The organism is Rhodoferax sp. AJA081-3, from assembly GCF_017798165.1.
Taxonomy (GTDB): domain Bacteria; phylum Pseudomonadota; class Gammaproteobacteria; order Burkholderiales; family Burkholderiaceae_C; genus Allorhodoferax.
On record NZ_CP059068.1, the window covers coordinates 4,760,228 to 4,783,835 of the forward strand.

The 23,608-nt window shown below is 62.2% G+C and carries 21 protein-coding genes; 7 read left to right on the forward strand and 14 right to left on the reverse strand.

Features of this window, described 5'->3' with window-relative positions:
- Window positions 1–11 precede the first annotated feature (11 nt).
- From HZ993_RS22315 to HZ993_RS22340, 6 genes are all read right to left on the reverse strand, one after another.
- Window positions 12–1,865 carry a bifunctional diguanylate cyclase/phosphodiesterase gene (locus HZ993_RS22315; protein ID WP_209394895.1) on the reverse strand — a complete coding sequence of 618 codons (1,854 nt, stop codon included), beginning with the start codon at window positions 1,863–1,865 and terminating at the stop codon, window positions 12–14.
- Between the two features lie 114 nt (window positions 1,866–1,979).
- Window positions 1,980–2,843 (reverse strand): enoyl-CoA hydratase-related protein, encoded by an 864-nt coding sequence (locus HZ993_RS22320; protein ID WP_209394896.1) that lies wholly within the window; start codon window positions 2,841–2,843, stop codon window positions 1,980–1,982.
- A 146-nt stretch (window positions 2,844–2,989) separates the two neighbouring features.
- The gene (locus HZ993_RS22325) at window positions 2,990–3,274 is read right to left on the reverse strand and encodes a hypothetical protein (protein WP_209394897.1); all 285 of its coding nucleotides are present in this window, start codon (window positions 3,272–3,274) and stop codon (window positions 2,990–2,992) included.
- Between the two features lie 101 nt (window positions 3,275–3,375).
- The gene (gene dinB, locus HZ993_RS22330; protein WP_209398685.1) at window positions 3,376–4,641 is read right to left on the reverse strand and encodes a DNA polymerase IV; all 1,266 of its coding nucleotides are present in this window, start codon (window positions 4,639–4,641) and stop codon (window positions 3,376–3,378) included.
- A gap of 29 nt (window positions 4,642–4,670) precedes the next feature.
- On the reverse strand, window positions 4,671–5,603 hold the full coding sequence (locus tag HZ993_RS22335) for an exopolyphosphatase (protein WP_209394898.1): 933 nt from the start codon (window positions 5,601–5,603) through the stop codon (window positions 4,671–4,673).
- A gap of 110 nt (window positions 5,604–5,713) precedes the next feature.
- Window positions 5,714–6,871, reverse strand: coding sequence for an alpha-hydroxy acid oxidase (locus HZ993_RS22340; RefSeq protein WP_209394899.1), 1,158 nt, complete (start codon window positions 6,869–6,871; stop codon window positions 5,714–5,716).
- A gap of 183 nt (window positions 6,872–7,054) precedes the next feature.
- Between HZ993_RS22340 and HZ993_RS22345 the strand changes: the two genes are divergently transcribed.
- The 3 genes from HZ993_RS22345 (at window position 7,055) to HZ993_RS22355 (ending at window position 12,379) form a co-directional block, all read left to right on the forward strand.
- Entirely contained in the window at window positions 7,055–10,000 is a 2,946-nt protein-coding gene (locus tag HZ993_RS22345) for a DUF2339 domain-containing protein (protein WP_209394900.1), read from the forward strand.
- Complete coding sequence (locus tag HZ993_RS22350) at window positions 9,997–11,451, forward strand: DUF3999 family protein (protein WP_209394901.1); 1,455 nt, start codon at window positions 9,997–9,999, stop codon at window positions 11,449–11,451. The genes HZ993_RS22345 and HZ993_RS22350 overlap by 4 nt, the downstream gene beginning before the upstream one ends.
- Before the next feature lie 196 nt (window positions 11,452–11,647).
- Complete coding sequence (locus HZ993_RS22355) at window positions 11,648–12,379, forward strand: ABC transporter substrate-binding protein (RefSeq protein ID WP_209394902.1); 732 nt, start codon at window positions 11,648–11,650, stop codon at window positions 12,377–12,379.
- Between the two features lies 1 nt (window position 12,380).
- Here the strand turns inward: HZ993_RS22355 and HZ993_RS22360 are convergent, their stop codons facing one another.
- Window positions 12,381–12,740 carry a DUF1304 domain-containing protein gene (locus HZ993_RS22360; RefSeq protein WP_209394903.1) on the reverse strand — a complete coding sequence of 120 codons (360 nt, stop codon included), beginning with the start codon at window positions 12,738–12,740 and terminating at the stop codon, window positions 12,381–12,383.
- A gap of 91 nt (window positions 12,741–12,831) precedes the next feature.
- Between HZ993_RS22360 and HZ993_RS22365 the strand changes: the two genes are divergently transcribed.
- Window positions 12,832–13,485 carry a TetR/AcrR family transcriptional regulator gene (locus tag HZ993_RS22365; RefSeq protein WP_209394904.1) on the forward strand — a complete coding sequence of 218 codons (654 nt, stop codon included), beginning with the start codon at window positions 12,832–12,834 and terminating at the stop codon, window positions 13,483–13,485.
- Here HZ993_RS22365 and HZ993_RS22370 read toward each other — a convergent pair.
- Window positions 13,482–14,147 carry a LysE/ArgO family amino acid transporter gene (locus tag HZ993_RS22370; protein WP_209394905.1) on the reverse strand — a complete coding sequence of 222 codons (666 nt, stop codon included), beginning with the start codon at window positions 14,145–14,147 and terminating at the stop codon, window positions 13,482–13,484. The two genes, HZ993_RS22365 and HZ993_RS22370, sit on opposite strands and share 4 nt — an antisense overlap.
- Window positions 14,148–14,264: 117 nt before the next feature.
- On the opposite strand from HZ993_RS22370, the gene HZ993_RS22375 reads away from it, so the two are divergent.
- Window positions 14,265–15,164, forward strand: coding sequence for an HTH-type transcriptional regulator ArgP (locus tag HZ993_RS22375; RefSeq protein WP_209394906.1), 900 nt, complete (start codon window positions 14,265–14,267; stop codon window positions 15,162–15,164).
- Here HZ993_RS22375 and HZ993_RS22380 read toward each other — a convergent pair.
- Complete coding sequence (locus HZ993_RS22380) at window positions 15,153–16,040, reverse strand: EamA family transporter (protein WP_209394907.1); 888 nt, start codon at window positions 16,038–16,040, stop codon at window positions 15,153–15,155. The genes HZ993_RS22375 and HZ993_RS22380 overlap by 12 nt on opposite strands.
- A 108-nt stretch (window positions 16,041–16,148) precedes the next feature.
- Here HZ993_RS22380 and gcvA point away from each other — a divergent pair, with 108 nt between their 5' ends.
- Window positions 16,149–17,045 carry a transcriptional regulator GcvA gene (gene gcvA / locus HZ993_RS22385; protein ID WP_209394908.1) on the forward strand — a complete coding sequence of 299 codons (897 nt, stop codon included), beginning with the start codon at window positions 16,149–16,151 and terminating at the stop codon, window positions 17,043–17,045.
- A 51-nt stretch (window positions 17,046–17,096) separates the two neighbouring features.
- Window positions 17,097–17,486: a DUF488 domain-containing protein gene (locus tag HZ993_RS22390; protein ID WP_209394909.1), complete on the forward strand. Its 390-nt coding sequence runs from the start codon at window positions 17,097–17,099 to the stop codon at window positions 17,484–17,486.
- Between the two features lie 18 nt (window positions 17,487–17,504).
- Here the strand turns inward: HZ993_RS22390 and HZ993_RS22395 are convergent, their stop codons facing one another.
- The 5 genes from HZ993_RS22395 to HZ993_RS22415 all read right to left on the reverse strand — a co-directional run bounded on the left by HZ993_RS22395 (window position 17,505) and on the right by HZ993_RS22415 (window position 23,493).
- Window positions 17,505–18,677 (reverse strand): diguanylate cyclase, encoded by a 1,173-nt coding sequence (locus tag HZ993_RS22395; RefSeq protein ID WP_209394910.1) that lies wholly within the window; start codon window positions 18,675–18,677, stop codon window positions 17,505–17,507.
- Window positions 18,678–18,730: 53 nt separating this feature from the next.
- The gene (locus HZ993_RS22400) at window positions 18,731–19,459 is read right to left on the reverse strand and encodes a hypothetical protein (protein WP_209394911.1); all 729 of its coding nucleotides are present in this window, start codon (window positions 19,457–19,459) and stop codon (window positions 18,731–18,733) included.
- A gap of 90 nt (window positions 19,460–19,549) precedes the next feature.
- Window positions 19,550–21,103, reverse strand: coding sequence for a sensor histidine kinase (locus tag HZ993_RS22405; RefSeq protein ID WP_209394912.1), 1,554 nt, complete (start codon window positions 21,101–21,103; stop codon window positions 19,550–19,552).
- A 111-nt stretch (window positions 21,104–21,214) separates the two neighbouring features.
- Window positions 21,215–22,522 (reverse strand): hypothetical protein, encoded by a 1,308-nt coding sequence (locus HZ993_RS22410; protein ID WP_209394913.1) that lies wholly within the window; start codon window positions 22,520–22,522, stop codon window positions 21,215–21,217.
- On the reverse strand, window positions 22,519–23,493 hold the full coding sequence (locus HZ993_RS22415; RefSeq protein WP_245213726.1) for an ABC transporter ATP-binding protein: 975 nt from the start codon (window positions 23,491–23,493) through the stop codon (window positions 22,519–22,521). The genes HZ993_RS22410 and HZ993_RS22415 overlap by 4 nt, the downstream gene beginning before the upstream one ends.
- Window positions 23,494–23,608 lie beyond the last annotated feature (115 nt).

A 23,608-nucleotide genomic window follows, 5' to 3' on the forward strand; every position in this document is an offset into this window, starting at 1 on the left:
GGGCCAATTTCTTATAAACGCTCCAGCTCCGCCGCTGGCGCTGGGCGGCCGAAAAAATAACCCTGAAAAGCATCACAACCCAGCTCGGCCAGCATATTGCGTTGCGCGGCGGTCTCCACGCCCTCGGCAATCACGGTCAGCCCCAGGCTGTGGCCCAGTGCCACGACCGAGCGGGCCACGGTGGCATCGCCTGGCTTGGTCAGCAGGTCTTGCACAAAAGATTTGTCGATCTTCAACTGGTCCAGTGGTAGCCGCTGCAGGTGTAGCAGCGACGAATACCCGGTACCAAAATCGTCCAGCGAAAAGCCCACGCCCAGCGCCTTGATGGCGTGCATCTTGGTGCGGGTTTCGATGCTGTCGTTCATCAACATGCTTTCGGTCAGCTCCAGTTTCAGGCGCAGCGGGTTGACTCCGGTCTTGTGCAGTGCGGTGGCGATTTGTGTGACAAAACCCTCGTCGTCAAACTGGCTGCTTCCGACATTGATCGCCAGCGTCCAGTCTGCGGTGGCTGCCTGTTGCGCCCACAACACGAGCTGGTGGCAGGCGGCATCCAGCACCCACTGGCCCAGCAATTGGCCCACGCTGGTCTGTTCGGCCAGTGCGATGAACTGCGCCGGCGGCACCAGGCCGCGGGTGCTGTGGTTCCAGCGCAGCAGGGCCTCGGCGCCAATGGGCACGCCTTGCACATCCACCTGGAACTGGTATAGCAGCATGAACTCCTGCCGGGCCAGGCCGCGGCGCATGTCCTGCTCCAGCAGTGCATGGGCGCTGACCGTCGCCTGCATGGCCGGGTCAAAGAAGCGTGCCGTGTTGCGCCCGGCGGCTTTGGCCTGGTACATGGCCACATCGGCCTTCTTGAGCAGGTCATCGGTGCTTTCCTGGTCGCCCTTGAAGATGACGATGCCTATGCTGGGTGTGCTCTCGTGGTGGTGCCAGCGCAGGGTGTAGGGTTGTCCCAGCGCATTGAGAATTTTGTTGGCCACAAGTTCGGCGTCGGCGGCGCTCTCGGTGGCGGACGGGCTCAGGCCTTCGAGCAGCACCACAAATTCATCGCCACCCAGGCGTGCCACGGTGTCACCCTCGCGCACGCAGGTCTTCAGGCGCGCGGCCACCTGTTTGAGCAGGGCGTCGCCCAGGTCATGGCCCAGCGTGTCATTGAGCAGCTTGAAGTGGTCCAGGTCCAGAAACATCAGTGCGCCGCGCTGGCCAGACCGGCCGGATGTCTTGAGTGCCTGCTTGAGCCGGTCCAGCAGCAGGCGGCGATTGGGTAACTGGGTCAGCGGGTCGTAAAAGGCCAGGCGCTGGATTTCTTCTTCCTGCTGGCGGCGCTGGGTGATGTCACGTATTACTCCCACAAATGTGGGCCGGCCCGGACGGGCAATTTTGGACACCGACAGGCTGATGGGGAAAATGCTGCCGTCCTTGCGTTTACCCAATATGTCTCGCGCCTGGCCCACCAGGTAGTTGGAGCCGGTGTGTTTGAACAGCAGCATTTGCTGGTCGTGCTCGCCGCTGTAGGGCTCGGGCAGCAACATGGCCACACTGTGGCCCAGCATCTCGTCAGCACTGTAGCCAAACAGTTTGATGGCCGCTTTGTTGACGGATTCGATCTGGCCGCGTTTGTTGATGGTGAGTACACCGTCGAGCATGTTGTCCAGAATGCTCAAGGTGTGCAGGGCGGCTTCTTGCAGGGATGCCTGGTCTGCGTTGTGCAGCGGGAACGCGCCGGTGCTGGCGCAGGTGCAAGCTTTATGGATCAGCAGGCAGCGGCTCTGTGCATCTTTGGACAGACAGAAGGTCGGCAGGCCATGCACCATATCGGGCAGATGCTTCTGCCCTGGCAGCATGACCGATTTTTTTTGCATGCAAATATCCCCCCACCGAGTTGAGCACCGGAGACCATTGCGGATGAAACCACGATTCGGGGGATTTGTACAGTTGCGGAGAGATTGGCCGCGCAGGGAGTGATTAGGTAAAAACTATTGACCTACATCCACAAACCGGGTCAGCGGCTGCAGCGCCGGAAAATCACCCGCACCCTTGGTCTTCATGGCCTTGACTGACTCCATCACATGGCGGTTGCTCCAGATGGCGCCTTGTAGCCAGCCCATTTGTTTCAGGGAGTCGTCCACGGAATGGTCGCGGGCGTAGTGGATGGCCTGTTTGGTGCCCCAGATGGCGACCGGCGGTTTGGATGCGATCTCGGTGGCGCATTGCAATGCAGCGGCCAGCATGGCTTCCTCGGTGTCAAAGATGGCGTTGACCAGGCCGTATTGCAACGCGCGGTCGGCGCTTAGGCGGCGGCCGGTGTAGGCCAGCTCTTTCACCACGGCCAGCGGGATCAGCTTGGGCAGGCGCTGCAGTGTGCCCACATCGGCCACCATGCCGATGTTGATTTCCTGTATGCAGAAGAAGGTTTGCGGCGTGGCGTAACGGATGCAGCAGGCGGTGACCATGTCCACCGCGCCGCCGATACATCCACCCTGGATGGCCGCAATCACCGGTATGCGCAGCGTCTCCAGCTTGGTGAAGGTGGCCTGCATGTCGCCCAGCATGTCAAAGATGGCGGCGCGGCCTTCGGGGCTGTTGTCGTCCATCTGGATGGCGCCGACAAAGGTCTCCAGTGCCATGCCGGCGCTGAAGTGTTTGCCCGTGCTGCTGATGACCAGGGCGCGGGCGCTGCCGTCGTGGTGCAGGTGGGTCAGCACCGCATCCAGCTCGCGCCAGAAGGTCGGGTGCATGGTGTTCATCGCGTCGGGCTTGTTCAGCACCAGGTGGGCGATGTGGTTGTTGGTTGTCAGCGCAAAGCAGGACAGGGGAGGGAGTGTGGAGGTAGTAGTCATGGGCAAACTGTAAAGCAGTTTTTTGGCCCCAACTGTCGCCTGTTTTTCCGCCGTGAGCACGTTAGGTTTCCCCGCTGGGCCGCCCCAAGGGGACACGCGCGCCCCTCGGGGGGCAGAGAGCCACACGCAGTGGGCGAACGTGGGGGCTACGTCCTGATCCAGTCGCAACGCAGCTTGTTGAGCGCATGGGCCCGGGCGCGCCAGGTGATATACAGGCTGGGTGCCAACATGCCCAGCAGACACAGCGGACCGGCCCACCAGGCATCCAATGCATAAGTGGGCAACCAGCCCACCCAGCCCATGAACCAACAGGTGATAACCGCGTCCCAGACCTGCATTTCCAGCGGGTGATCCTGTTCATGGTCCACATGCCATTTACGAATGCGGTGAAGCTCGGAAACGGGAACCGATGGTGCAATCCAGGTGAACATTGGAAACTCCTGCCGTGGAAGTTCAATGTAAGTTCGGCGTAAGCTGGTGTCAAGAAGAAAGTGTCGAACCCTGCGGCGAGTCTTTCGCGGTGTATCCCTGGCTAAAACAGTTGGTCGGTCACTGGTTCAAAAGTGATAGCACTACCGTCAGGTTTTACGGGGGCTAGAGCCATATTTTCCTCAAACCCATCGCCGCTGGCACGTTTGTGCAGCGCCCCCACCCGCACACCCAGCAGGCGCAGTCGCTTCTGCAAGGGCGCACGCTTCAGGCACAGGCCCGCCACCCTGCGAATCTCCTTGGCGTCGTTGATGTGGCGCTCAATCGTGATGTCGCGCGTGACGGCGGTGAAGTCTTCAAACTTGATCTTGATGCCAATCGTCTTGCCGACATAACCCTTGCGCTGCAGGTCGCCGGCCAACTGTTCACACAGTCGCGTGAAGATGGCGCCCAGCTCGGCCTTGTCGCGCACGGCGTGCAGGTCGCGCTCGAACGACGTCTCGCGGCTGATGCTGACCGGCTCACTCTCCAGCACGATGGGCCGGTCGTCCTGGCCGTGGGATGCCGCATGCATCCACGCGCCGGTGCGCTGGCCAAAGGTGTCCATCAGCCATTGCAGATCTTTGGCGGCCAGCTGGCCAATGGTCTCAATGCCGTGGCTTTTGAGTTTTTCATCGGCCTTGGGACCAATGCCGTTGATCTTGCGGCAGGCCAGCGGCCAGATCAAGGTTTCCAGATCACTCTCGTAGACGATGGCAATACCCTTGGGCTTGTTGAACTCGCTGGCCACCTTGGCCAGCAGTTTGTTGGGTGCCACGCCGACGGAGCATGTTAGGCCGGTGGCTTCAAAAATGCTTTTCTGGATCAGGCGCGCCAGCACACGCCCACCCTCGCGTTGGCCACCGGGTACGTCGGTGAAGTCGATATACACCTCGTCCACACCGCGGTCCTCCATCAGCGGCGCGATCTCGGTGATGATGGATTTGAACTGGCGTGAGTACCTGCGGTATTCGTCAAAATCCACGGGCAGAAGAATGGCCTGTGGACACAGTTTGGCGGCCTTCATCAGGCCCATGGCCGAGCCTATACCGAACTTGCGCGCGGCGTAGGTGGCGGTGGTGATGACGCCGCGCCCGGTGTAGCTGTGCAGCCGGGCGAAGGCGTCTAGGGGTATACGTTTCAGCGCCGCGCGTTGGGCGGCTTCGTCCCAGGGATGCTCAGGCTCGGACGGGTCCGCATCGGCCAGGTCTTGCGCGCGCAAAACCTTCAACGCATCCTGTATGGCCTGGCGCCCGGCCGCAATGACAACTGGCTGATCTTTCAGCTGGGGGTAGCGCAGCAGCTCCACCGACGCGTAAAACGCGTCCATGTCCAGGTGGGCAATGCGCCGCACCGGTGTCAGCCATCCGAATTGATCTGGTTGATCAGCGCGCCCAGCACGTCGTCTGCCTGTTCGTTGTCGACCTGGCAGGTGCCCGCTGCATTGTGGCCGCCACCGCCGTACTGCAGCATCAACTCACCCACATTGGTCTTGCTGCTGCGGTCCAGGATGGACTTGCCGGTGGCAAACACGGTGTTTTGTTTTTGCACGCCCCACATCACGTGGATGGAGATATTGCACTGCGGGTACATCGCATAAATCATGAAGCGGTTGGCCGCGAAGATGGTCTCTTCATCGCGCAGGTCCAGCACCACCAGGTTCTTGTGCACGGTGGCGCAGCGTTCGATCTGTTCACGTGCGCGCGCTGCGTGGTCAAAGTACAGGTCCACCCGTTCGATCACGTCCGGCAGTTGCAGGATCTCGTCGATGCCGTGGTTGCGGCAGTACTGGATCAGGTCCATCATCAGCTGGTAGTTGCTGACGCGGAACTCGCGGAAGCGACCCAGGCCGGTGCGCGAGTCCATCAGGTAGTTCAGCAGCACCCAGTCGGTGGGCTCCAAAATTTCTTCGTGGCTGAACTGGGCCGAGTCGGCCTTGTCCACGGCCAGCATCATGTCGTTGCTGATATTGGGGAAGGCCTTGGCCCCGCCGTAGTAGTCGTACACCACCCGTGCGGCCGACGGCGCGTGTGCGGAGATGATGTGGTTGGGGCGCTCGCCGGTGTTGCGAATGGTCTCGGACTCGTGGTGGTCAAAGGCCAGGTAGGCGGCTGCCACATACGGCAGGTTGGTGGTGATGTCGCGGCTGGTGATGTCGACCTTGCCGTCCTGCATGTCCTTGGGGTGTACGAACTTGATGTCGTCTATCAGGTCCAGTTCATTGAGCAATACCGCGCAGACCAGGCCGTCAAAGTCGCTGCGGGTCACCAGACGGAATTTGTTTGCTGTCATGGGAAGGTCCTTTGCTTGGCTGGCTGGTCAGATGGATGAAAAACGGTTCATCCTAACGCAAAATAATGACCCAAAGTGTATTCCCCTGCGATCTGCGCGCCCCCGTTGCGTCAGGTGGGGTAGCTGCCCGGCAGCAGCATGCTTTTGTCCACTTGGGCAATGCTGGATTTGCCGCACAGCGCCATGCTGATGTCCATCTCCTTGCGAATAATTTCCAGCGCCTTGGTCACGCCTGCTTCGCCCATGGCGCCCAGGCCGTAGATGAAGGGCCGGCCGATGTAGACACCCTTGGCGCCTAGGGCCAGGGCCTTGAGCACGTCCTGCCCGCTGCGCACGCCGCCGTCCATGTGCACCTCGATCTGGCTGCCCACCGCGTCCACGATGGTCGGCAGGGCCTGGATGGAGGATTCAGCACCGTCCAACTGGCGCCCGCCGTGGTTGGAGACGATCAGCGCGTCGGCGCCGCTCTCCACGGCCAAGCGCGCGTCTTCCACGTCCTGTATGCCTTTCAAGATCAACTTACCGCCCCAGCGCTCCTTGATCCAGGCCACGTCGGCCCAGTTCAGCGTGGGATCGAACTGTTTTGCCGTCCATTCGGATAACGAGCCCATGTCGTCCACGCCGGTCACGTGGCCGATGATGTTGCCAAAACCGCGGCGCTGCGTGCCCAGCATGCCCAGTGCCCACTGTGGCTTGGTCATGATGTTGGCGATGTTTCGGAGTGTGAGTTTGGGAGGGGCGGAGAGGCCGTTGCGGATGTCCTTGTGGCGCTGGCCCAGGATCTGCAGGTCCAGCGTCAACACCAGGGCCGAGCATTTGGCGGCGCGGGCCCGTTCGATCAGGCGTTCGATGAAACTGCGGTCGCGTGTGACATACACCTGGAACCAGAAAGGGTGGTTGCCGGTGCCGGCGGCCACGTCTTCTATGGAGCAGATGCTCATGGTGGACAGCGTAAACGGCACGCCGAATTTTTTGGCCGCGTTGGCCGCCTTGATCTCGCCATCGGCACACTGCATGCCGGTCAGGCCCACCGGCGCCAGCGCCACCGGCATGGCAACGGGCTGGCCGACCATGGTGCTGGTGGTGGTGCGGTTATCCACATTGACGGCCACGCGCTGGCGGAACTTGATCTTCTGAAAGTCCGATTCGTTGGCGCGGTAGGTGCCTTCGGTCCACGAGCCGGAATCCGCATAGTCGTAAAACATGCGGGGCACGCGTTTTTGCGCCAGCACGCGCAGGTCTTCGATATTGGTAATGGCTGTGGTCATGGGCTTGTCTCCTGGTGTGGTGAAGATGGTAGCCCGGCGTGGAAGATGGTGGCGTGAAATCCACTGCCCGGGGTTTGAAATTAATTAACAACATGGACTAGACTGCGCCGGGCTAGGGCAACAACAACGTCAATGGAGCGCAATATGGTCTTATGGGGTGCAATCTGGGGGGCCATACTGGGAATGTTTGTCGCCAGGCACGACGAAGGCTTCGGGCTGTTTCTGGGCGCGCTGTTCGGCGCCGTGGCGGGGCTCACGCTGCGCAAGGCCGTGCACACCGTTGCGCGCAAGGCGGCGTTGGAGGTCCTGGCGGAGCACCAGCCTACCGTGCTGGTGCCGCGCACGGCGCCCTCGGTACCTGAGCCTGTTGTGCAGCCCGCGCCAGTGGCGGGTGCGGCGGCGGTGTCCCCGTCGGCAGAGCCGGTATCCGAAACCGATTGGCGGGTGGACATGCCCATCCGTGTGCCCAAGGATGCCTTTGCCGAAGTGCACAGCAGTGTGCCATCCGAATTCCACGACACCCATTCCGGCACCCTGCCGGCAGACAAAGCGCCTCAGCAGCCCGAGTTCCCCACGGTGCAGACGCCCGACTTTGTGAGCCGTGCCGTAGGCGCCGCGCGCGACTGGCTGCTGGGCGGCAACACCATTGTGCGCATGGGTGTGCTGGTGCTGTTTGTGGGCCTGGCTTTTCTGGCCAAGTACGCAATGGACAACGCCATGCTGCCACCTGAGCTGCGCCTGGCCGCCATTGGTGCGGCCGGCATTGCGTTGTTTGTGTTCGGCTGGAGGATGGTGCCCCCACGCTCCGCCGCTTCGCGGGTCGCTGCCCCCCCGGGGGGCGACGTCGCCTTGGGGCGGCCCGGCGGCGACTTGCTCCCACGCCAACCGGATCGCCGGGGTTATGCGCTGACCCTGCAGGGTGCCGGGGTGGGTGTGTTGTACCTGACGGTGTTTGCAGCCTTCCGGCTGTACCAGTTTTTGCCAGCGGGTGCCGCGTTTGTGGTGCTGGCCTTGGTGTGTGCGTTCTCTACCGCGATTGCACTGTTGCAGAACGCCATGCCCATGGCCTTCATCGGGTTTGCCGGTGCCTTTGCCGCGCCCATTTTGTTGTCCACAGGGCAGGGTGACCACGTGGGTCTGTTCAGCTACTACCTGCTGCTGGGCGGGGCCATCGCCGCGGTGGCCTGGTTAAAGGCCTGGCGGGCGCTGAACCTGCTGGGTTTTTTTGCGACCTTTGGGGTGGCCACGGCTTGGGGTGTGCTGAAGTACCGGCCGGATCAGTTGGCAACGACTGAGCCCTTCTTGATCGCTTTCTTTGTGCTCTACCTCGCTGCCAGCCTCATGTATGCCACCCGCCACGGGCTGCAGCCCAAACAGGCGGTGGATGCCACACTGATTTTTGGTCTGCCCCTGGTGGCCTTTGGTCTACAGGCGGGCCTGGTGCGCGATATCGAATACGCCACGGCCTTCTCGTCACTGGCCATGGGCGCTATCTACCTGGGCTTGGGCTGGTGGGCGTTGAAGCGTCAGGATGCGGGCGTCGGCCAGTGGCTGGCCGAATGTTTTGTGGCATTGGGCATGGGTTTTGTGACGCTGGCCGTGCCGTTGGCATTGGATGCACGCTGGACCACCGCCGTCTGGGCCGCCGAGGGAGCAGCTGTGTACTGGATGGGCAAGCGGCAAGACCGCTGGCTGGCCCGCCTGGCGGGCTTGGCCTTGCAAGGGCTGGCGGCGCTGAGCTTTTTGCAGTCGTTTGACACAGTGCAGTTGTCCACCTGGCCCATTGCCAACCCGGCCTTTATTGGCGCCGTGTTGTTGGCCCTGTCGGCACTGGCCATCGCCCACTGGACACGCCCGCCCGATGCCGCGCCCGATGTGCCGCCGCCGACACCGTTTGTGGCGCTGGAGCATGGCCTGTCGCCGGTGCTGTTCTGGGTGGGGTTTTTGTGGTGGCAGTTCGCGCTGGGCCATGAAATAGAGCGGGGCGCTTTCAACGCCGATGGCCTGTGGACCACCGCGCTGGGCAGCACGCTGCAGTCGTATCTGGAAATGCTGGGCTGGCTGGGCAGTGCCTGGTTGGCCCACCGGTTTGCGCTGCCCACACGGCCCCGGCCGTGGACGGTTGCCGCCACACCGGCCTGGTTCTCGCTGCCCATCATGGGGCTGGTAGCGCTGCAGGGCGTGACCGGCTTGGGTCATGTCTTCCAGGCCTGGGGCTGGCTGGTGTGGCCGCTCGCACTGGGTTTGCATTTTGTGACGCTCAAATCGTTGGACCAGTTGGCACCCCAGCGCTGGTGGTCGTGGGTGCACAGTGGGGGTGTGTGGCTGGTGGTCTTGCTGGTGGGCAACATCGTCGTGTGGGCCGTGCAGCAGGCGCAACTGCAGGGCACGGCCTGGGCCAGCGTGATCTCTTTGGTGGCCAGTGTGGTGGTGCTGATGGTCCTGGCGCAGCCAGCCTTGTACGCACCGCAGGGGCGGCTGCGCACGGGTTGGCCGCTGGACCGCTTTGCCTACGCCTACCTGTGGCGCGCGGCGGCGCCGCTGGCGGTGTTTGTCGCATGGGGCGCGTTGTTGGTGGCCGTGCTGTCCGACGGCAATGCCAAACCCTTGCCCTATGTGCCGCTGCTCAATCCCACCGATATCACCGTAGCCCTGGCGCTGGCCGCCTGTGCGCTGTGGCGCACGCGGGTGCGCCAGGGCGGCATTGCGGGTGTGCCCGAAAGCATCCACGGTGCCCGATGGACCCTGGTGCTGGCGGGCCTGGGGTTTGTGGCGATCAACACCGTGTGGCTGCGCGCGGTGCACCACTGGGCCGGTGTGCCCTGGGATGCAGACCAGCTGTTTGCATCCTTCCTGGTGCAGACGGGGTATTCCATTTTGTGGACACTGCTGGCCATGGCGCTGATGCTGGTGGCGCACCGCCGCCACACGCGTGCACTGTGGAGTGGGGGTGCAGCGCTGCTGGGGCTGACGGTGGCCAAACTGTTCTTGGTGGATTTGTCCAACCGCGGCGGGTCCGAGCGCATCGTCGCGTTTATTGCGGTGGGCGTGTTGATGCTGGTGGTGGGTTACTTTGCGCCCATTCCACCCATCGCGGCACCGGCCCCTGAAGACAAGGAGACAACATGAGGGTGATGAATTTATTGTGCCAACGCGCCTGGGCTGCTGCGGCCTACGGGGTGCTGCTGGCTGCAGGTGCCGGGCAGGCCCTGGCGGCAGACGCGCCACAGGCCACCGACTTCAGCTGGCGTGCCACGCTGGGCGTGCCCACTGGTGTCAGCCTGGCGCGGGTTGATGTGCCGGTGCAGGCCTTGCTGGGCATGCAGAGCGGCGGCGCCCATGATGTGCGGGTGTTCAACGCAGCCGGTGCAGTGGTGCCTTTTGCAATACTGGGTGGTGCGGATCTGAAGCGTACGGCGCCGGTTGCGCAAACCAATAGCTACAAGGCCTACCCGTTGTTCAGCACCAGTGGTGACCGCAAACCTGCCCGCGGCGCCGTAGCGGTGCAGTTGGACACGGCGGAGTCCACTGGCAATGTATGGGTTCGCTGGGATCGGACGGACTTGCGTACCAAAGCCGCAGACGCTGCCGCATCGGCCCAGGCCTTACAGGCCGCGCTGTTTGACCTGCGTGCCGACAAACAAACCTTGTCCGCGCTGGAGCTGGTGCTGGACATGCCGCGCAACGCCCTGGTGCCCATCACGGTGGCGACCAGTGCGGACCTGAAGGACTGGACGCCGGTGGCCACCAAGGGCCCGCTGTTCCAGTTTGACGGCACCGATGCACCGGCCAACACCACGCTGGAGCTGGTTCAGCCGTTGGCCGTGCAAGGGCGTTACCTGCGTTTGTCCTGGCCTGGTCAAAACGGCGTGGCGCTGCGGGCGTTGACCGGCACCGTGGCGGCATCCCAAACCGCTGCCGCGCCGCTGCGCGCCGCCTTGCCACCCGGCACAGCCGATGGCAGCAACGCACAAAACTGGATCCTGCCGTTTGCCACACCCATCGCAGCCCTGCACCTGCAAGCGGTACAGAACAACAGCCTGGTGCCGGTGCGCATCCTGGGCCGGGCCGAAGCCTCACAACCCTGGCGCACACTGGCGTCCAGCGTGGTCTACCGCTTGGACGGCGTGGGCCAGGGCAGCAGCAACCCGGCCACGGCCTTGCACGGTGCGTCGCTGCACAGCCTGCGGGTGGAGGCGGGCAAGGGCATGGCCCTGCCGGACGGTGGTTTGCAGGCTACGGTGGAGTTTGCGCCGGTGCAGGTGGCCTTCCTGGCTTCCGGCGCAGGGCCTTTCACGCTGGCGGTAGGCCGGACGCAAACGGCCGCGGCGGCGGTGGATGCGTCCCTGCTGGGCTCGGTCACGCCCGCCAAATTGGTCGAGCTGCCCCTGGCCACACTCACGGATGTGGTGGTGCAGACACCGGCCAGCAATGGCCTGGACCGTGCGGCATCGCGCTGGTTGCCGGATGGGGTGTCGCTTCGCAGCGTGTTGCTGTGGGTGGTGCTGGGTGTGGGTGTGCTGGCGCTGGGGGCGGTGGCGTATTCGCTGATGCGCCAGATGGCTGCCAAGGGGTCATAACGCCGTTGGCGGGATCGTTATGCATCAAATATGCCTCTAGCCCCCGTTCAATATGACTGTCTTGCTATCAAATATATAGCTTTTTATTTCTTTGCTTGGGCGGCCGATGTGGGACCACAGCAGGGCACAAAGGCAGTTGACTTTGCAGGGCCGCTGCACAATAGTTGCAGCGTCAACCCATAGCAGAGGGGCCACCATGAAAAAACTTGTGTATGCGGCAGCCTGTGTGCTCGCCGTGTGGCTCTCCCAAGCGCAGGCCGACACGGTGAAGGTTGGCTTTTACAACTACCCACCCATGATGATTGAGAAGGGGCAGTCCGGCATCTACCAGGACATTCTGGACGAGTTGGGCAAGGCTACGGGGCACCAGTTTCAGGTCACCTACTTCCCCTATCCCCGGCTGGCCCGGCAGTTCGATATAGGCGAGATTGACCTGGAGCCTGGCGTGTTTCCAGGTTGGGTGAAGCAGCAAAAGGTTCCGGGCGTGTTTTCGGTGCCGTTTGGCAAGGTGGTGGACGTGCTGGTGTTTGCGCCCGGTAAACAATTTCCGGTGACCACACCGAGGGATCTGAGTGGCAAGACCCTGGGTTTGGTGCGTGGCTATTCCTATCCCGATCTGCGCGAGATGTTTGGCAATGGAACCCTGCACAGGGCTGATGCCTTGAACGAGACCCAGCTACTGGCCATGCTGGCCGGTGGTCGCATGGACCAGATTTTGATCAACAAAGCGGTGGCGCAATACACCATCCGCGACGTACCCAAGTACAGCGAATTTGTCCTTGGTGATGTGCTGGGTTCCTTTGATGTGTCCATGCGTGTCCACCCGAGCAAGAAGGCCTTGTTGCCCAAGCTGGACGAAGCCATCGTGGCCATGAAACGCTCGGGCGCCATCACCCGCATCTACGCCAAATATGGCGTGAGCCTTTGATTTAGGCGAGAAATACGGCGGCCAGGGCCAATACGGCAGGAACCGTTTGCACAAACAGGATACGGATCTGCACGGTGAGTGCGCCCCAGATGCCGGCCACGGCCACACAACCCAAGCCATAAATGGTGAAGGCGGTGGCGGTGGCGGGGTTGGGTATCAGGAAACCCAGAGCCAGTGCCAAGGCCAGAAAGCCGTTGTAACAACCCTGGTTGGACATGGCGGGTTTCATGATCTCGGCCTTTTCCTGGGTCAAACCAAACACCTTGCGGCCCCGGGTGTCAAACAACACGGTTTCCAGCAGGAAGATGTAGACGTGGATAAAAAGTACGAGACCGGTGAGGATTTTGGCGGCGAGCAGCATGGTGGGTAGTCCTAAGAAAGGCGGGTTAAAAGTGTGCCGTGAAGCTGAAAGTCTGTAGAATACATAATTACGTTATGTTTTAAAGTCACCGATGCGACAGAGTAACCATCATCCCCAAAAAACCGCGTCAGCGCCAGTGGCTGACGGGCGCAAGACCAACGCGGCGTCGACCCAGGCTGCCTTGCGCGCGGTGGGGCGCAGGCTGTTTGGCGAGCTAGGTTATGAGGCCACGTCGCTGGGCGCCATCTGCAGCGAGGCAGGTGTCACCACCGGCGCGCTGTACCACCACTTTGGTGACAAGAAGGGGTTATTTGCCGCGGTGGCCGAAGAGCTGGACGAAGGCCTGGTCAAGCTGACCGCCGCTGCACGTGACACGGCGCTGGCGAACGGGGCCGATGCTTGGCAGGCCTTTATGGCTGCCATTGATGTGTTTCTGCAAGCAGGGCTCAGCCCCGAGGGCCGCCGCATCGGCCTGACCGATGCCCCGGCGGTGCTGGGCACACAGGGCTGGCTGGAGATTCGCGAACGCCACGGCCTGGGCGCCATGGTGCAGACCGTGCGCACGCTGCAGGCTTTGGGCATGTTGCCTGCCGGTGATGTGTTGTTGCGTGCGCGCCTGATACTGGGCCTGCTTTACGGGGCGGTCGAAGCGCTGGCGCACCAGCCCGAGGACGCAGAGCTTGCACTGGCCCAGACGCGCGCACTGGTGCATGCCATGCTGAACGGCATGCGTAGCAGCGACTAAGCCACCAAGCCCCACAACAAGACCAAGGCCGTACCCCACATCATCAGCGCCACCAGGCCGTCCAATGCGCGCCAGATGGATGGCTTGCCCAGGCGCTGACCCAACCAGAACACGGCCAGCCCCAAGCCGCCAAACCAGATCACCGAGCCCGCCGCCGCACCCGCACCAAACGCGGCGTTGCCGGGCGTGCCCCAGGCCAGGGATGCGGAGCCGATCAGCACGGCCGTGTCCAGCCAGGCATGGGGGTTGAGCCAGGCAAAGGCCAGCGCGGCCAAGGTGGCCTGTCGGCGGCTCAGGGGTTTGGTTGCTGTGGGAGACGCAGCAACGGATGCCAACGCGTCCGTGCCTTCGGCGGGTTTGCGAAAGCGCGCAAAAGCCTGCGCACCGTAGAAGAGCAAAAACACAGCGCCCCCGGCGATCAGTGCGGCTTTGAGTGCGGGAGACAAGCCACCCAACTGGGCCACGCCAAATACACCGAGCGCAATCAGCACGATGTCGGAGGCGATGCACAGCACCACGGTCAACAGCACATGCTGGCCCTGCAGCCCCATGCGAATGACATGTGTGTTTTGTGCGCCCAGCGCCATGATGAGGGACAGGCACAGAGCCAGGCCTGCATTGAAGGCGGGCGCCATGGGTACAAGGTTCGCGAAGCTGGACATGGGGTTCCAATGGTTGGGATACGGGATGGCTTGACTGTGCACCCGGCGGGTTACTTTGGAAACACTTTTAAATTAAACTGATATTGATTTAAAAAAAGTTAACTCTTTGGGGTACACATGCTGGACGGCAAACAATTGGAGGCGCTGGCGGCTGTGCTGGAGCACGGTGGTTTTGGCCCTGCAGCCGGTGCTTTGAACCTGACCTTGGCCGCGGTGTCCTTGCGTATCAAGAGCCTGGAGGCCACCTTGGGTCAGCGCCTGCTGGTGCGGGGCAAGGTGGTGCGGGCCACGGCCGCTGGCCAGGCCTTGCTGGCCCACATCAAACAGCTGCAGTTGATGGAAGCCGATTTACTGTCCGACAGTGCCACCGGGCGCGGCGTTGTTGCGCAATTGCAGCGCCTCAGTGTGGCTGTCAATGCCGATTCGCTATCGAGCTGGCTGCTGCCTGGCGTGGCCCCTGCACTGGCGCGCCACCATTTGCTGCTGGATGTGGTGATTGACGACCAGGAGCACACCCATGAGTTCTTAAAAAGTGGTGATGTGGTGGCGTGTGTCAGCACCCACCCTGCGCCGATGCGGGGCTGTGTGGCCGAGCCGCTGGGCGTGATGCGCTACCGCTGTGTAGGCGCACCCGCACTGGTGCGCAAATGCCAGACCAAGACCGGTGCCGTGTCACCCCACCGCCTGCTGGCCACACCGGCCGTCATCTTCAACCGCAAGGACGGCCTGCAAGACCTCTTTTTGAGCCAGCACTTTGGCTTGCAAACACCGCAGTACCCGCGTCACTTTGTACCGGCCGTGGACGCTTTTGAGAGCGCGCTTGCCAACGGCATGGGTTGGGGCATGGTGCATGAACTGCATTTGTCCGCGCGCAGCGGCCGTTTGCCCTTGGTGGAGATGCTGCCGGGCAGTACGGTCGATGTACCGCTGTACTGGCACCACTGGGCACGGGAGCCGGCGTCGGCCCAGCGCCTCACCCAAGCGGTCAAACACGCGGCCAAGGCCTTAAGCGCGTAAGGGGCCGCGCCACTGCTGCCACCAGCTGCCGCCAAAGCGGTTGACCAGCAGGCCCGCCAAAATGCAGGCCATGGCCAGCCATTTGTAGCCGGGCAGGCTTTCGCCAAACAGCAGCACCGAGCCCAGCATGCCAAACACCGGCACAAACAGGGTCAGCGGGGCCACGGTGGAGACCGGATACTTCTTGAGCAGGCCGTTCCAGACTGCATAACCCAGCAGCGTTGTGGGGTAGACCTGGAACAGTATGGAGAAGAGGGCCGTTCCGTCTATGCTGGCCAGCGATTGCGCCATGCGCTCTGGCCCCGCAAACCCATACGACAACAGCAGCAAAGGCAGGGTTGCAACCAGGCTGGACCACACCATAAAACCAAACATGCTGGCAGGCTTGGCGCGTTTGACAACCAGGTTGGCCGCCGCCCAGGCCATGGCGCCCAAGATGACTAGGGTCAACCCCAGAACCGTCGCCTGGCCCTCCGCATGGGCAAACACCAATGCCACCCCGAAGAAAGCCAACAAGGTGCCCAGGACCATGGGCGCACTGACCTGTTCCCGGAAGAAAAACACGCCGCCCGCCATGGTGAAAAACACGGCCATCTGCAACACCAGGGACGCCAGGCCGGCCGATAGCCCAAAGTAAATGCCGGCATACACGGCACCCCATTGCAACACGCCAAACAGCAGGCCATACACCACCCAGTAGTGCCAGGCCACATTTGGCCTGGGCACGAAGAAGACGGCGGGCAGTGCACACAGCGCAAAACGGATGGCCGCCATCAGGTTCGGGTCCAGCGTGGCGAGCCCCAGTTTGATGATGGAAAAGTTCAGGCCCCAGATGGCGGTGATCAGCAGGGCCAGGGTGGTGTCCAGGGGTTTCATAGTTGAATAGAGCTCATGTTTTAGTTGCTGCAAATTGTTGGTCATCAAGGTTTTCAGAACAATCGAATTCGATTAACCTAAATCGTTAGAAAAATTCACCTGTTGATAATGACAACTCGTATTCCACCTTTGCCTGCCTTGCGCGCCTTTGAATCCGTGGCCCGGCACGGCAGTCTGCGCCTGGCTGCCGAAGAGTTACACGTGACACATGGCGCGGTCAGCCACCAGATCAAGTTTTTGCAACAGGCCTTGGGTGTGGAGTTGGTGGTGCGGCGGGGCCGGGGCGTGGTGCTGACACCGGCAGGCCAGCGGCTGGCGCCTGCGCTGGGCGACGCGTTGTCGCGCCTGGCCCAGGTCATTGAAGCCGCGCAGCCCGACGCACAGGACAAGCCCTTGCGCATCTCGGTGTTGCCGTCCTTCGCCGCCAAATGGTTGTTGCCGCGGCTGTCGGCATTCATGGCCGAACACCCCGACATCGCATTGACGCTGGATGCCAATATGAGCGTGGTGAACCTGCACAACACCGGCATAGACCTGGCCTTTAGGTATGGCCCTGGCCAGTGGCCCGGCGTACAAGCCGAACGCCTGATGGGGGAGGAGATGCTGGCCGTGTGCAGCCCGTCCTACCGCAAGGGCAAGCTGCCCACGCGGCCGCGCGACCTGCTGCGCCACCCGCTGTTACGGGACGAGTCCACACGGGCCTGGCACGATTGGTTTCGCGCGGCAGGCGTCAGCGGTGCTGTGCCCAAACCTTCGATGGCCTACAGCGACGCAGGCTTGTTGTTGCAGGCGGTATTGGCCGGCCAGGGCGTGGCTCTGGTGCGTTCGGTCCTGGCTCATGACGATATTGCCGCGGGCCGCCTGGTGGTGCTTCCGGGGCCACGCCTGCCTGCGGCCTATGCCTACTATGTGGTGACCGACTTGCGCGACACACTGCCGCCCAAGGGCCAAGTGTTTGTGGACTGGGTGCGCGCCCAGGTCCGTGCCATGGCCCTGCCGGGCTAAGCTACGGAGTCAGACCCAACCGACAAAACGCAACAACGAGGAGACAGAGTCATGGCAATACGCGTTGTCCGACTGGGCAGTGAACGCACACCCGACGAAGGCCTGCGCATGGGTACGGTGCGCCGTCCACCGCGCGGGGTGCCCAAGGCCGAATTTGCCAGCCAGAACTGGTACGACATCTGGTACCCCAACCTGGCGCCGAGTGCCGAGACCATGCAACTGGGTCAGGCGGTGGAGACGGATGCACAGTGGAATACCTTTGCCAAACGTTACCGCAGCGAAATGAAAGAGCCTGACGCGGCCCGCACGCTGGAGCTGCTGGCCAAGCTGTCACACGGTGCCAATTTCTCCATGGGGTGTTATTGCCAGAACGAGGCGCGTTGCCACCGTTCCCTGCTGCGTGCGTTGCTGGTGGAAAACGGCGCGGCGGTTATTGAGTAGGCCCGCCCAAGCACCAGCCTAAGCGTAGCAAAGCTCCACCCGGTTGCGCCCGCATTCCTTGGCTACATACAGCGCCTTGTCGGCGCGGCGCAGCACATCTTCAAAGTTGCGGTCGGTGGCGGCAATCTGCCCAATGCCGATGGACACGGTGATGGGCAACTGGGTTGGAAGGGACGCGTCTTTCAACTGGAGCGGCAAGTCTTCTATGGCGGCGCGCATGCGTTCGGCGGCCACCCTGGCATCGTCCATGCTGCCGGCCTCCAGCAGTGCCACAAACTCTTCACCACCCTGGCGGCCCACCATATTCGGGCCACGGCAGTTGTGGGCCAGCACCGCCGCCACATGCTGCAGCGCCAGGTCACCGACGTCGTGGCCAAAACGGTCGTTGACCCGCTTGAAGTGGTCAATGTCCACCACCGCAGCGGCAAAGGGTGTGCCGGCACGCTGCGCAGCATTGAAGCGCGTAATGCCAGTGCTGCTGATAGTGCGCCGGTTAGGCAAGCTGGTCAAAAAGTCTATCGTGGCCGCACGCTCCCATTCGTCGCGCAAGCGCTCGGAGCACAGCACCAGAAAGACCGTGGTGCCCACCACGGGCAACACCGCAGCACACAGCGGCATCAGGGTGTTGAACCAGTTGCCGGGCGTCAGTATGGAATGCAGTTCGTGCGGGTCGAGGGCGAAATACGCGGCACGCCACACCATGAAGGTGGCGGTTGCCAGCAGGATGCCGACCATTGCGAATCGGCTCACTTCGCGTGAACGGTGGCGACCGCGGTAAAAATTGCTGGCCGCGCCCAGCAGCGTGATTGCCCCCGCGGCACTGGACAACATCACCCGCGCCGTGAAGTGGGGCTGTACCGCGGCGAACCAGATCACCCCCAGTGTCGCCACACCGGCGGGTGCAAATATCCACGCGGTCTCGGCCCGGCCGTCAAAGCGGCGCAGGGCACGCCAGTACAGTGCGATGCCCAGTAGCAGCCCCCCATTGCCCATGGGCAGAACCAGCCAGCGCGGGGCGATGTCCTGAATCGCAATCAGGATCGAACCGGCCGCAATCAACAGCGTGCCAATGCGCCAATCTTTGGCGGCGGGCTGCAGATCGCTGGACAGCCCTCTGTGCAACAACCCCAGCATGCCGCCATTGAGCAGCATCATGATGGTGGAGATGATAAATACGGTGCGTGGGTCCATGGAAAACCATTCTGCCAGAGCACTGCCGAGCCACGTGCCCGGTGACCTGCAGACTACTTAGGAGGCACTATGGCTTCCTTGAGAACGGCTGGTGCCAACTTATCCCACAGGTCCGCATACTCCTTGTGCCGTGGATTCTTGCGGGAAAACGCAAGAAATACAGGCGCCTCGTAAAGGGCGGTTTTGGAGTAGCCCACCAGTTTGCGTTGCTCTTCGGTCAGAAACTCCGTCAGCTCGACCATCATCACCTTGTCGGTATTGATGTGCACGTCTGCCCGTCCTCGGGCTACCAGTCCATACGCTATGGCCGGTGTTGCCACCAATTCGTAGTTGGCATTGAGTTCTTTGAGTTTGGACGCGTACCAATAGGAGTCAATGCCAACGATGCGAACCTTCTTGGCGACCAGTTCCTCCAAAGACTTCACTTCCAGACCATTGGGGAACTTGGCCTTGTTGTAGACAACAATGTCTTTAATGATTTCAATCGGGACCTTGGGGTAATACAAATCAACCACGCGGCCCTCGGTTTTGAGCCAGGGAAAGCTGCCAGCCTTGACGCCTTTTTTAACCTCTTCATAGGTTCGAATCCAAGGCTGGATTTCAATCTGGGCGTCGATGTTGGCTTTGGCGAAGACTTTTCGTATGGCCTCTGCATGGGGCCCCTTGTTCGGAAGGTGAGACGAAACATAGGGTGGAAACTCCCCCGCGTTGATGGGGATGGTCTCCTCGGCATGCAGGGCCGGGCCGACCAAACACAACAAAATGCCCCAAATGAGTTTCATTGTTTTCTCCAAAAAACACCGAACCTGAATCTGTCAACCATTCTCACACGCTACGCTCAAAAAAGGCTGGGCTTTTTTGGCTTTGTTCCACTAGATATCGTCCGGGCCTTCGTGTTCGCTGGCCACACGCGGCATCAGCAGGATGAAGCGGGTGCCACGGCCCAGCGTGCTTTGCACCTGCACGGTGCCCCCCAGCACATCTTTCATCAGGTTGTAGACGATGTTGAGACCCAGCCCGCTGCCGCCCTGGCCCAGGCGGGTGGTGAAAAACGGGTCAAAAATCCGCCGCAAATTGGCCTCTGGCACGCCCACACCGTCATCGGCTACCACCAGCTCCACGGTGTCGTCGTCGGTCTGGCGGGCGCTGATATGGATGGTGCCCTGCTTGTCGCCTGCAAAACCGTGCAGCACGGCATTGTTGATGAGATTGGTCAGTATCTGCCCCAATTGGCCGGGGTAACTGGTCATGGATATGCCGGTGGGCACATCCACCTGAATCTGGTGCAGGCTACGCTTGAACGAGGGGCTCAAAATGAGCAGGGTTTCGGCCACCATGGCGTCGAGCTGGAATTCGCGCCGCTGCGCGTGGGTGCGGTCCACCGCCACCTGCTTGAAGCTGCGGATCAGGTCCACGGCCACGCCCAGGTTGCGGTTGAGCAGCTCGCTGGCATGGCGGGTGTTGTCTACAAACGAGGCCAGAGCCGAGCGGGTAAGGCCCGCAGTGCTGGCTTTGGCAAACTGCTTGCTGATATCTTGCAGTGTGCTGGCCACCGTGACGCAGTTGCCTATGGGTGTATTGAGTTCATGGGCCACACCGGCCACCAAAGCGCCCAGCGCAGCCAGTCGCTCGGATCGCTGGATCTCGTCATGGGCATTTTTTAACGCGGCCATGGCACTCACCAGTTCCTGGTTGGCCGTGTTCAGTGACTGGGTGCGTTCGCTGACACGTTGCTCCAGCGTGGCGTTCAGGTCGCGCACATGGGAGATCTGCTCGTTCAGGTTTTCCCGCATGGTGTCCAGGCCCTGGGCCAGGGTGCCCATTTCGTCATGACGGATCACGGCGACCGGTTCGGTGAGCTCGCCGCTGGCGAGGCGTTTGGCATCGCCCAGCAACTGGCGCAGTGGCCGCATCAGCCGGTGCTCAAACAGCAGAAACAGCAAACCAAAGGAGATCAGTACCTGCAGAACCAAGGCCACGGCTGCCGTGACCAGTTTTCCCAAGAACTGCTCTTGCACGTAGTGGGTGGTCATGTCGATGGTGACCCGGCCGATGGTGGCGCCGTCGCGCAGCACGGGGCGCACTTCTTGCACCAGTGTTCCGCCCGGGGGCACGGGCTTTTCAACCACGATGAACGGTCCCAGGGCCGCATCCTCAACCCGGACACGTATCACGTCGGGGTTGGACATCAGTGAATTGACAAAAGACTCTGCCGCTGGCAGGTCCACATGCCAGATGGGTGTGGACATGCTCTGCGCCAGCATGGTGCCATACTGCTTGAGCAGGGTGGTGATGCGGGCGTCAATCTCGCGCTGGTAGCTATCCAGCGCCAGCACAGGGCCAACCGCCAGCACGGGTAAAAAAATACCCAAGGCCATGCCCAGAACGATCGCCCCTTTGAGCGACAGGGATCTCAACCAGCGCATGCTAGATGCTTCCTGGGGGTCACTCTGCGGTGCATAGCGTCCTTCACGTCAATATCGACACCAGAAACTGAATTATCAGCCACATACTACCGGCCGGAGTGCTCCTTTCTGTCAAGCCCCGTTGCTGCGGGGCGCGGTTGTCTGCCAGCGCCAACGCAAGAGCCACAACGCCACACCAAGGTGCCCGGCGGCAATCACCATCGCTACCATGCCATTGCCAAACAAAGGCAGGGCCAGCCCGGCCAGTGCCGAACCACCCAGCGACCGCAGCAGCCAGGGCAACAAGGCATACAGCACCAACATCAGCACCGCAAAGGCCATCACCGGCCGACGGGTTTGGGGCGAAAACGCGAAGAACAAGGCCAGGGCGCAGTCCCGCCCCAACAGCAGTGCAAAGGCCACAGGTTGCAACAGCACCGCGTTGGACAGCGTCCACGGTACGGTGGCAAGCGGTTCGAGTGCCATGGCCGACACCACGGCAAACACAAAGGCCAGCACCAGGGTGGTGGGCCAGCGTGGCAACTGCAACAACAGGGCCTGCCACTGTGCGGCACTGGCCCGGTTGAGCACACGTTGCCAATGGGGTCGGGTTTGGGGCTCGGTCAGCAGGGCGAAGTAGGTGAGCACCGCACACACACTGAGCCCCACCACACCGACCACGGGCACGCGTTGCGCCCATGCAAAACCGCTGATGTAGGCGGTAACGACCAGGGCCAGGGCCGGCCAGGCCCAGGGCAATTGCCGCACCGCCAGCACCTCAGCCATGGACCGCCAGGCCGCCACCAGGGCACACACGGTGAACAGGGCCAGAGAGGCTAACGCAAAGTCCAGCCGCCCCATGCTTTGGCCCCACCAGCCAATGTTTGCACCCCGCAGGGTTGCCATCACCATGCCGCTGCCCCATAACAACACCAGCAGCAGGGCCCACACACCACCGCGGCGCGACACCCGGCTGCCCGACTTGAGCAGCTGCAGGTTGATGGCGATCAACAGGGCCTGCAGAAACACACCGGCCAGCACGGCCATAACCGTTGCCTTCAGCACAAAGGGGAGCGGCTCTTGCACCAGTGCGCTGGGCAGGGCCACCAGCAAACACAGGGCACCGCCGTACCAGCCATACGCACTGGCACCGGCCAGTTTGCCCCAGGTCATGGCCCAAGGCTGCATGGCACTCATGCGCTGCTGGTCCCAGGTGCGGTCGGCGATTTCGTCCATCACACTGCCACCGGCGGCAAACGTGCCCATGCCCAGCACCAAGACACCAAACAGCAACATGGCAACAGCGGCCAGCGGCTCGGCGGGCGCGGTCGGCACGCTCAGGTAGACCGTAAAGAAGGTGGCCGCCAGCAACAGCGGCAGGATGGCGAGCCGTGTGGCAGAAAACTGCAACCACAGCTGGCGGCGAAATTCGGGGTTCATGGCTGCATCCTTGGGGTGGTGCCCGTGGCGCGCTCGGCAGCCAAGGACTTCAGGTACGACTGTTGCAGGTTCTCTGTGATGCTGGCAACACTGACCAGGGCATGGCCTTCTGTTACGCAGGCCCTCACCAGCGCGGCCTGGGCCGAGCGGTCGCTGCTGAACGAGATATCCACCGCAGTACCCTGCACACGCTGCAGGACCACATGGGGCTGGGATTGCAGCCAAGGGGCTGTGGCATCGGCGGCATTCTCAAATTCCAATCGCAGCATCCGGTCTGCTGTTCCGGGGGACGATGCACCGGCCGATGCCGCTAGTGCCCGGTGCTCCAGCACCCGGCCCTGGTTGAGCGCCAGCATGTGGGTGGAGTACTCGTCCAGCTCCGCCAGGATGTGGCTGGACACCAGCAGGCTCATGCCCTGCGCCTGCAGCGCCTTGAACACATCGGCCAATGCGCTGCGGGCTTCCGGGTCCAGCCCACTGGCGGGTTCGTCCAGCAACAGCACCTTGGGGTTGTGGATGATGGCCTGGCCAATGGCCAGGCGCTGGCGCTGGCCGCGCGACAAGGTGTGGGCCAGGTTGCCCAGCTTGTCCCCCAGGCCCATGCGTTGGGCGGTGGCGCGCACGGCGGCAGGTACGGCGGCGTCTGGCAGGCCTTGCGAGCGGGCTGCGTATTCCAGGCCCTGGGCCACAGTCAAATCGCTGTACAGGCCAAAGTTGTCTGACAGATAACCCATCAGCCGGTGGACCTCGCGGGGCGACTCGTACACATCCAGGCCCATGACCCGCACCGAACCCGAGAGGGGCGTGTCCAGTGCGGCAATGCAGCGCAGCAAGGTGGTCTTGCCTGCGCCGTTGGGGCCGACCAGCGCCGTGACGCTGCCCGGTGTGATGGACAGGCTGACGCGGTCCAGCGCGCGAAAGCCAGGGTAATCGAAGGTGAGGTCGTGGACCTCAATGACGGCTTGGATCAAGTGTTTCCCTTGTGTGCGGTACGGGTGTGTTTGTTTGGGGTGATTATGGGCATGCCTTGGGGCAACTGGAACGATGGACTAGCCTTGTCGGATCGTTTGGATGCACAAATCATGC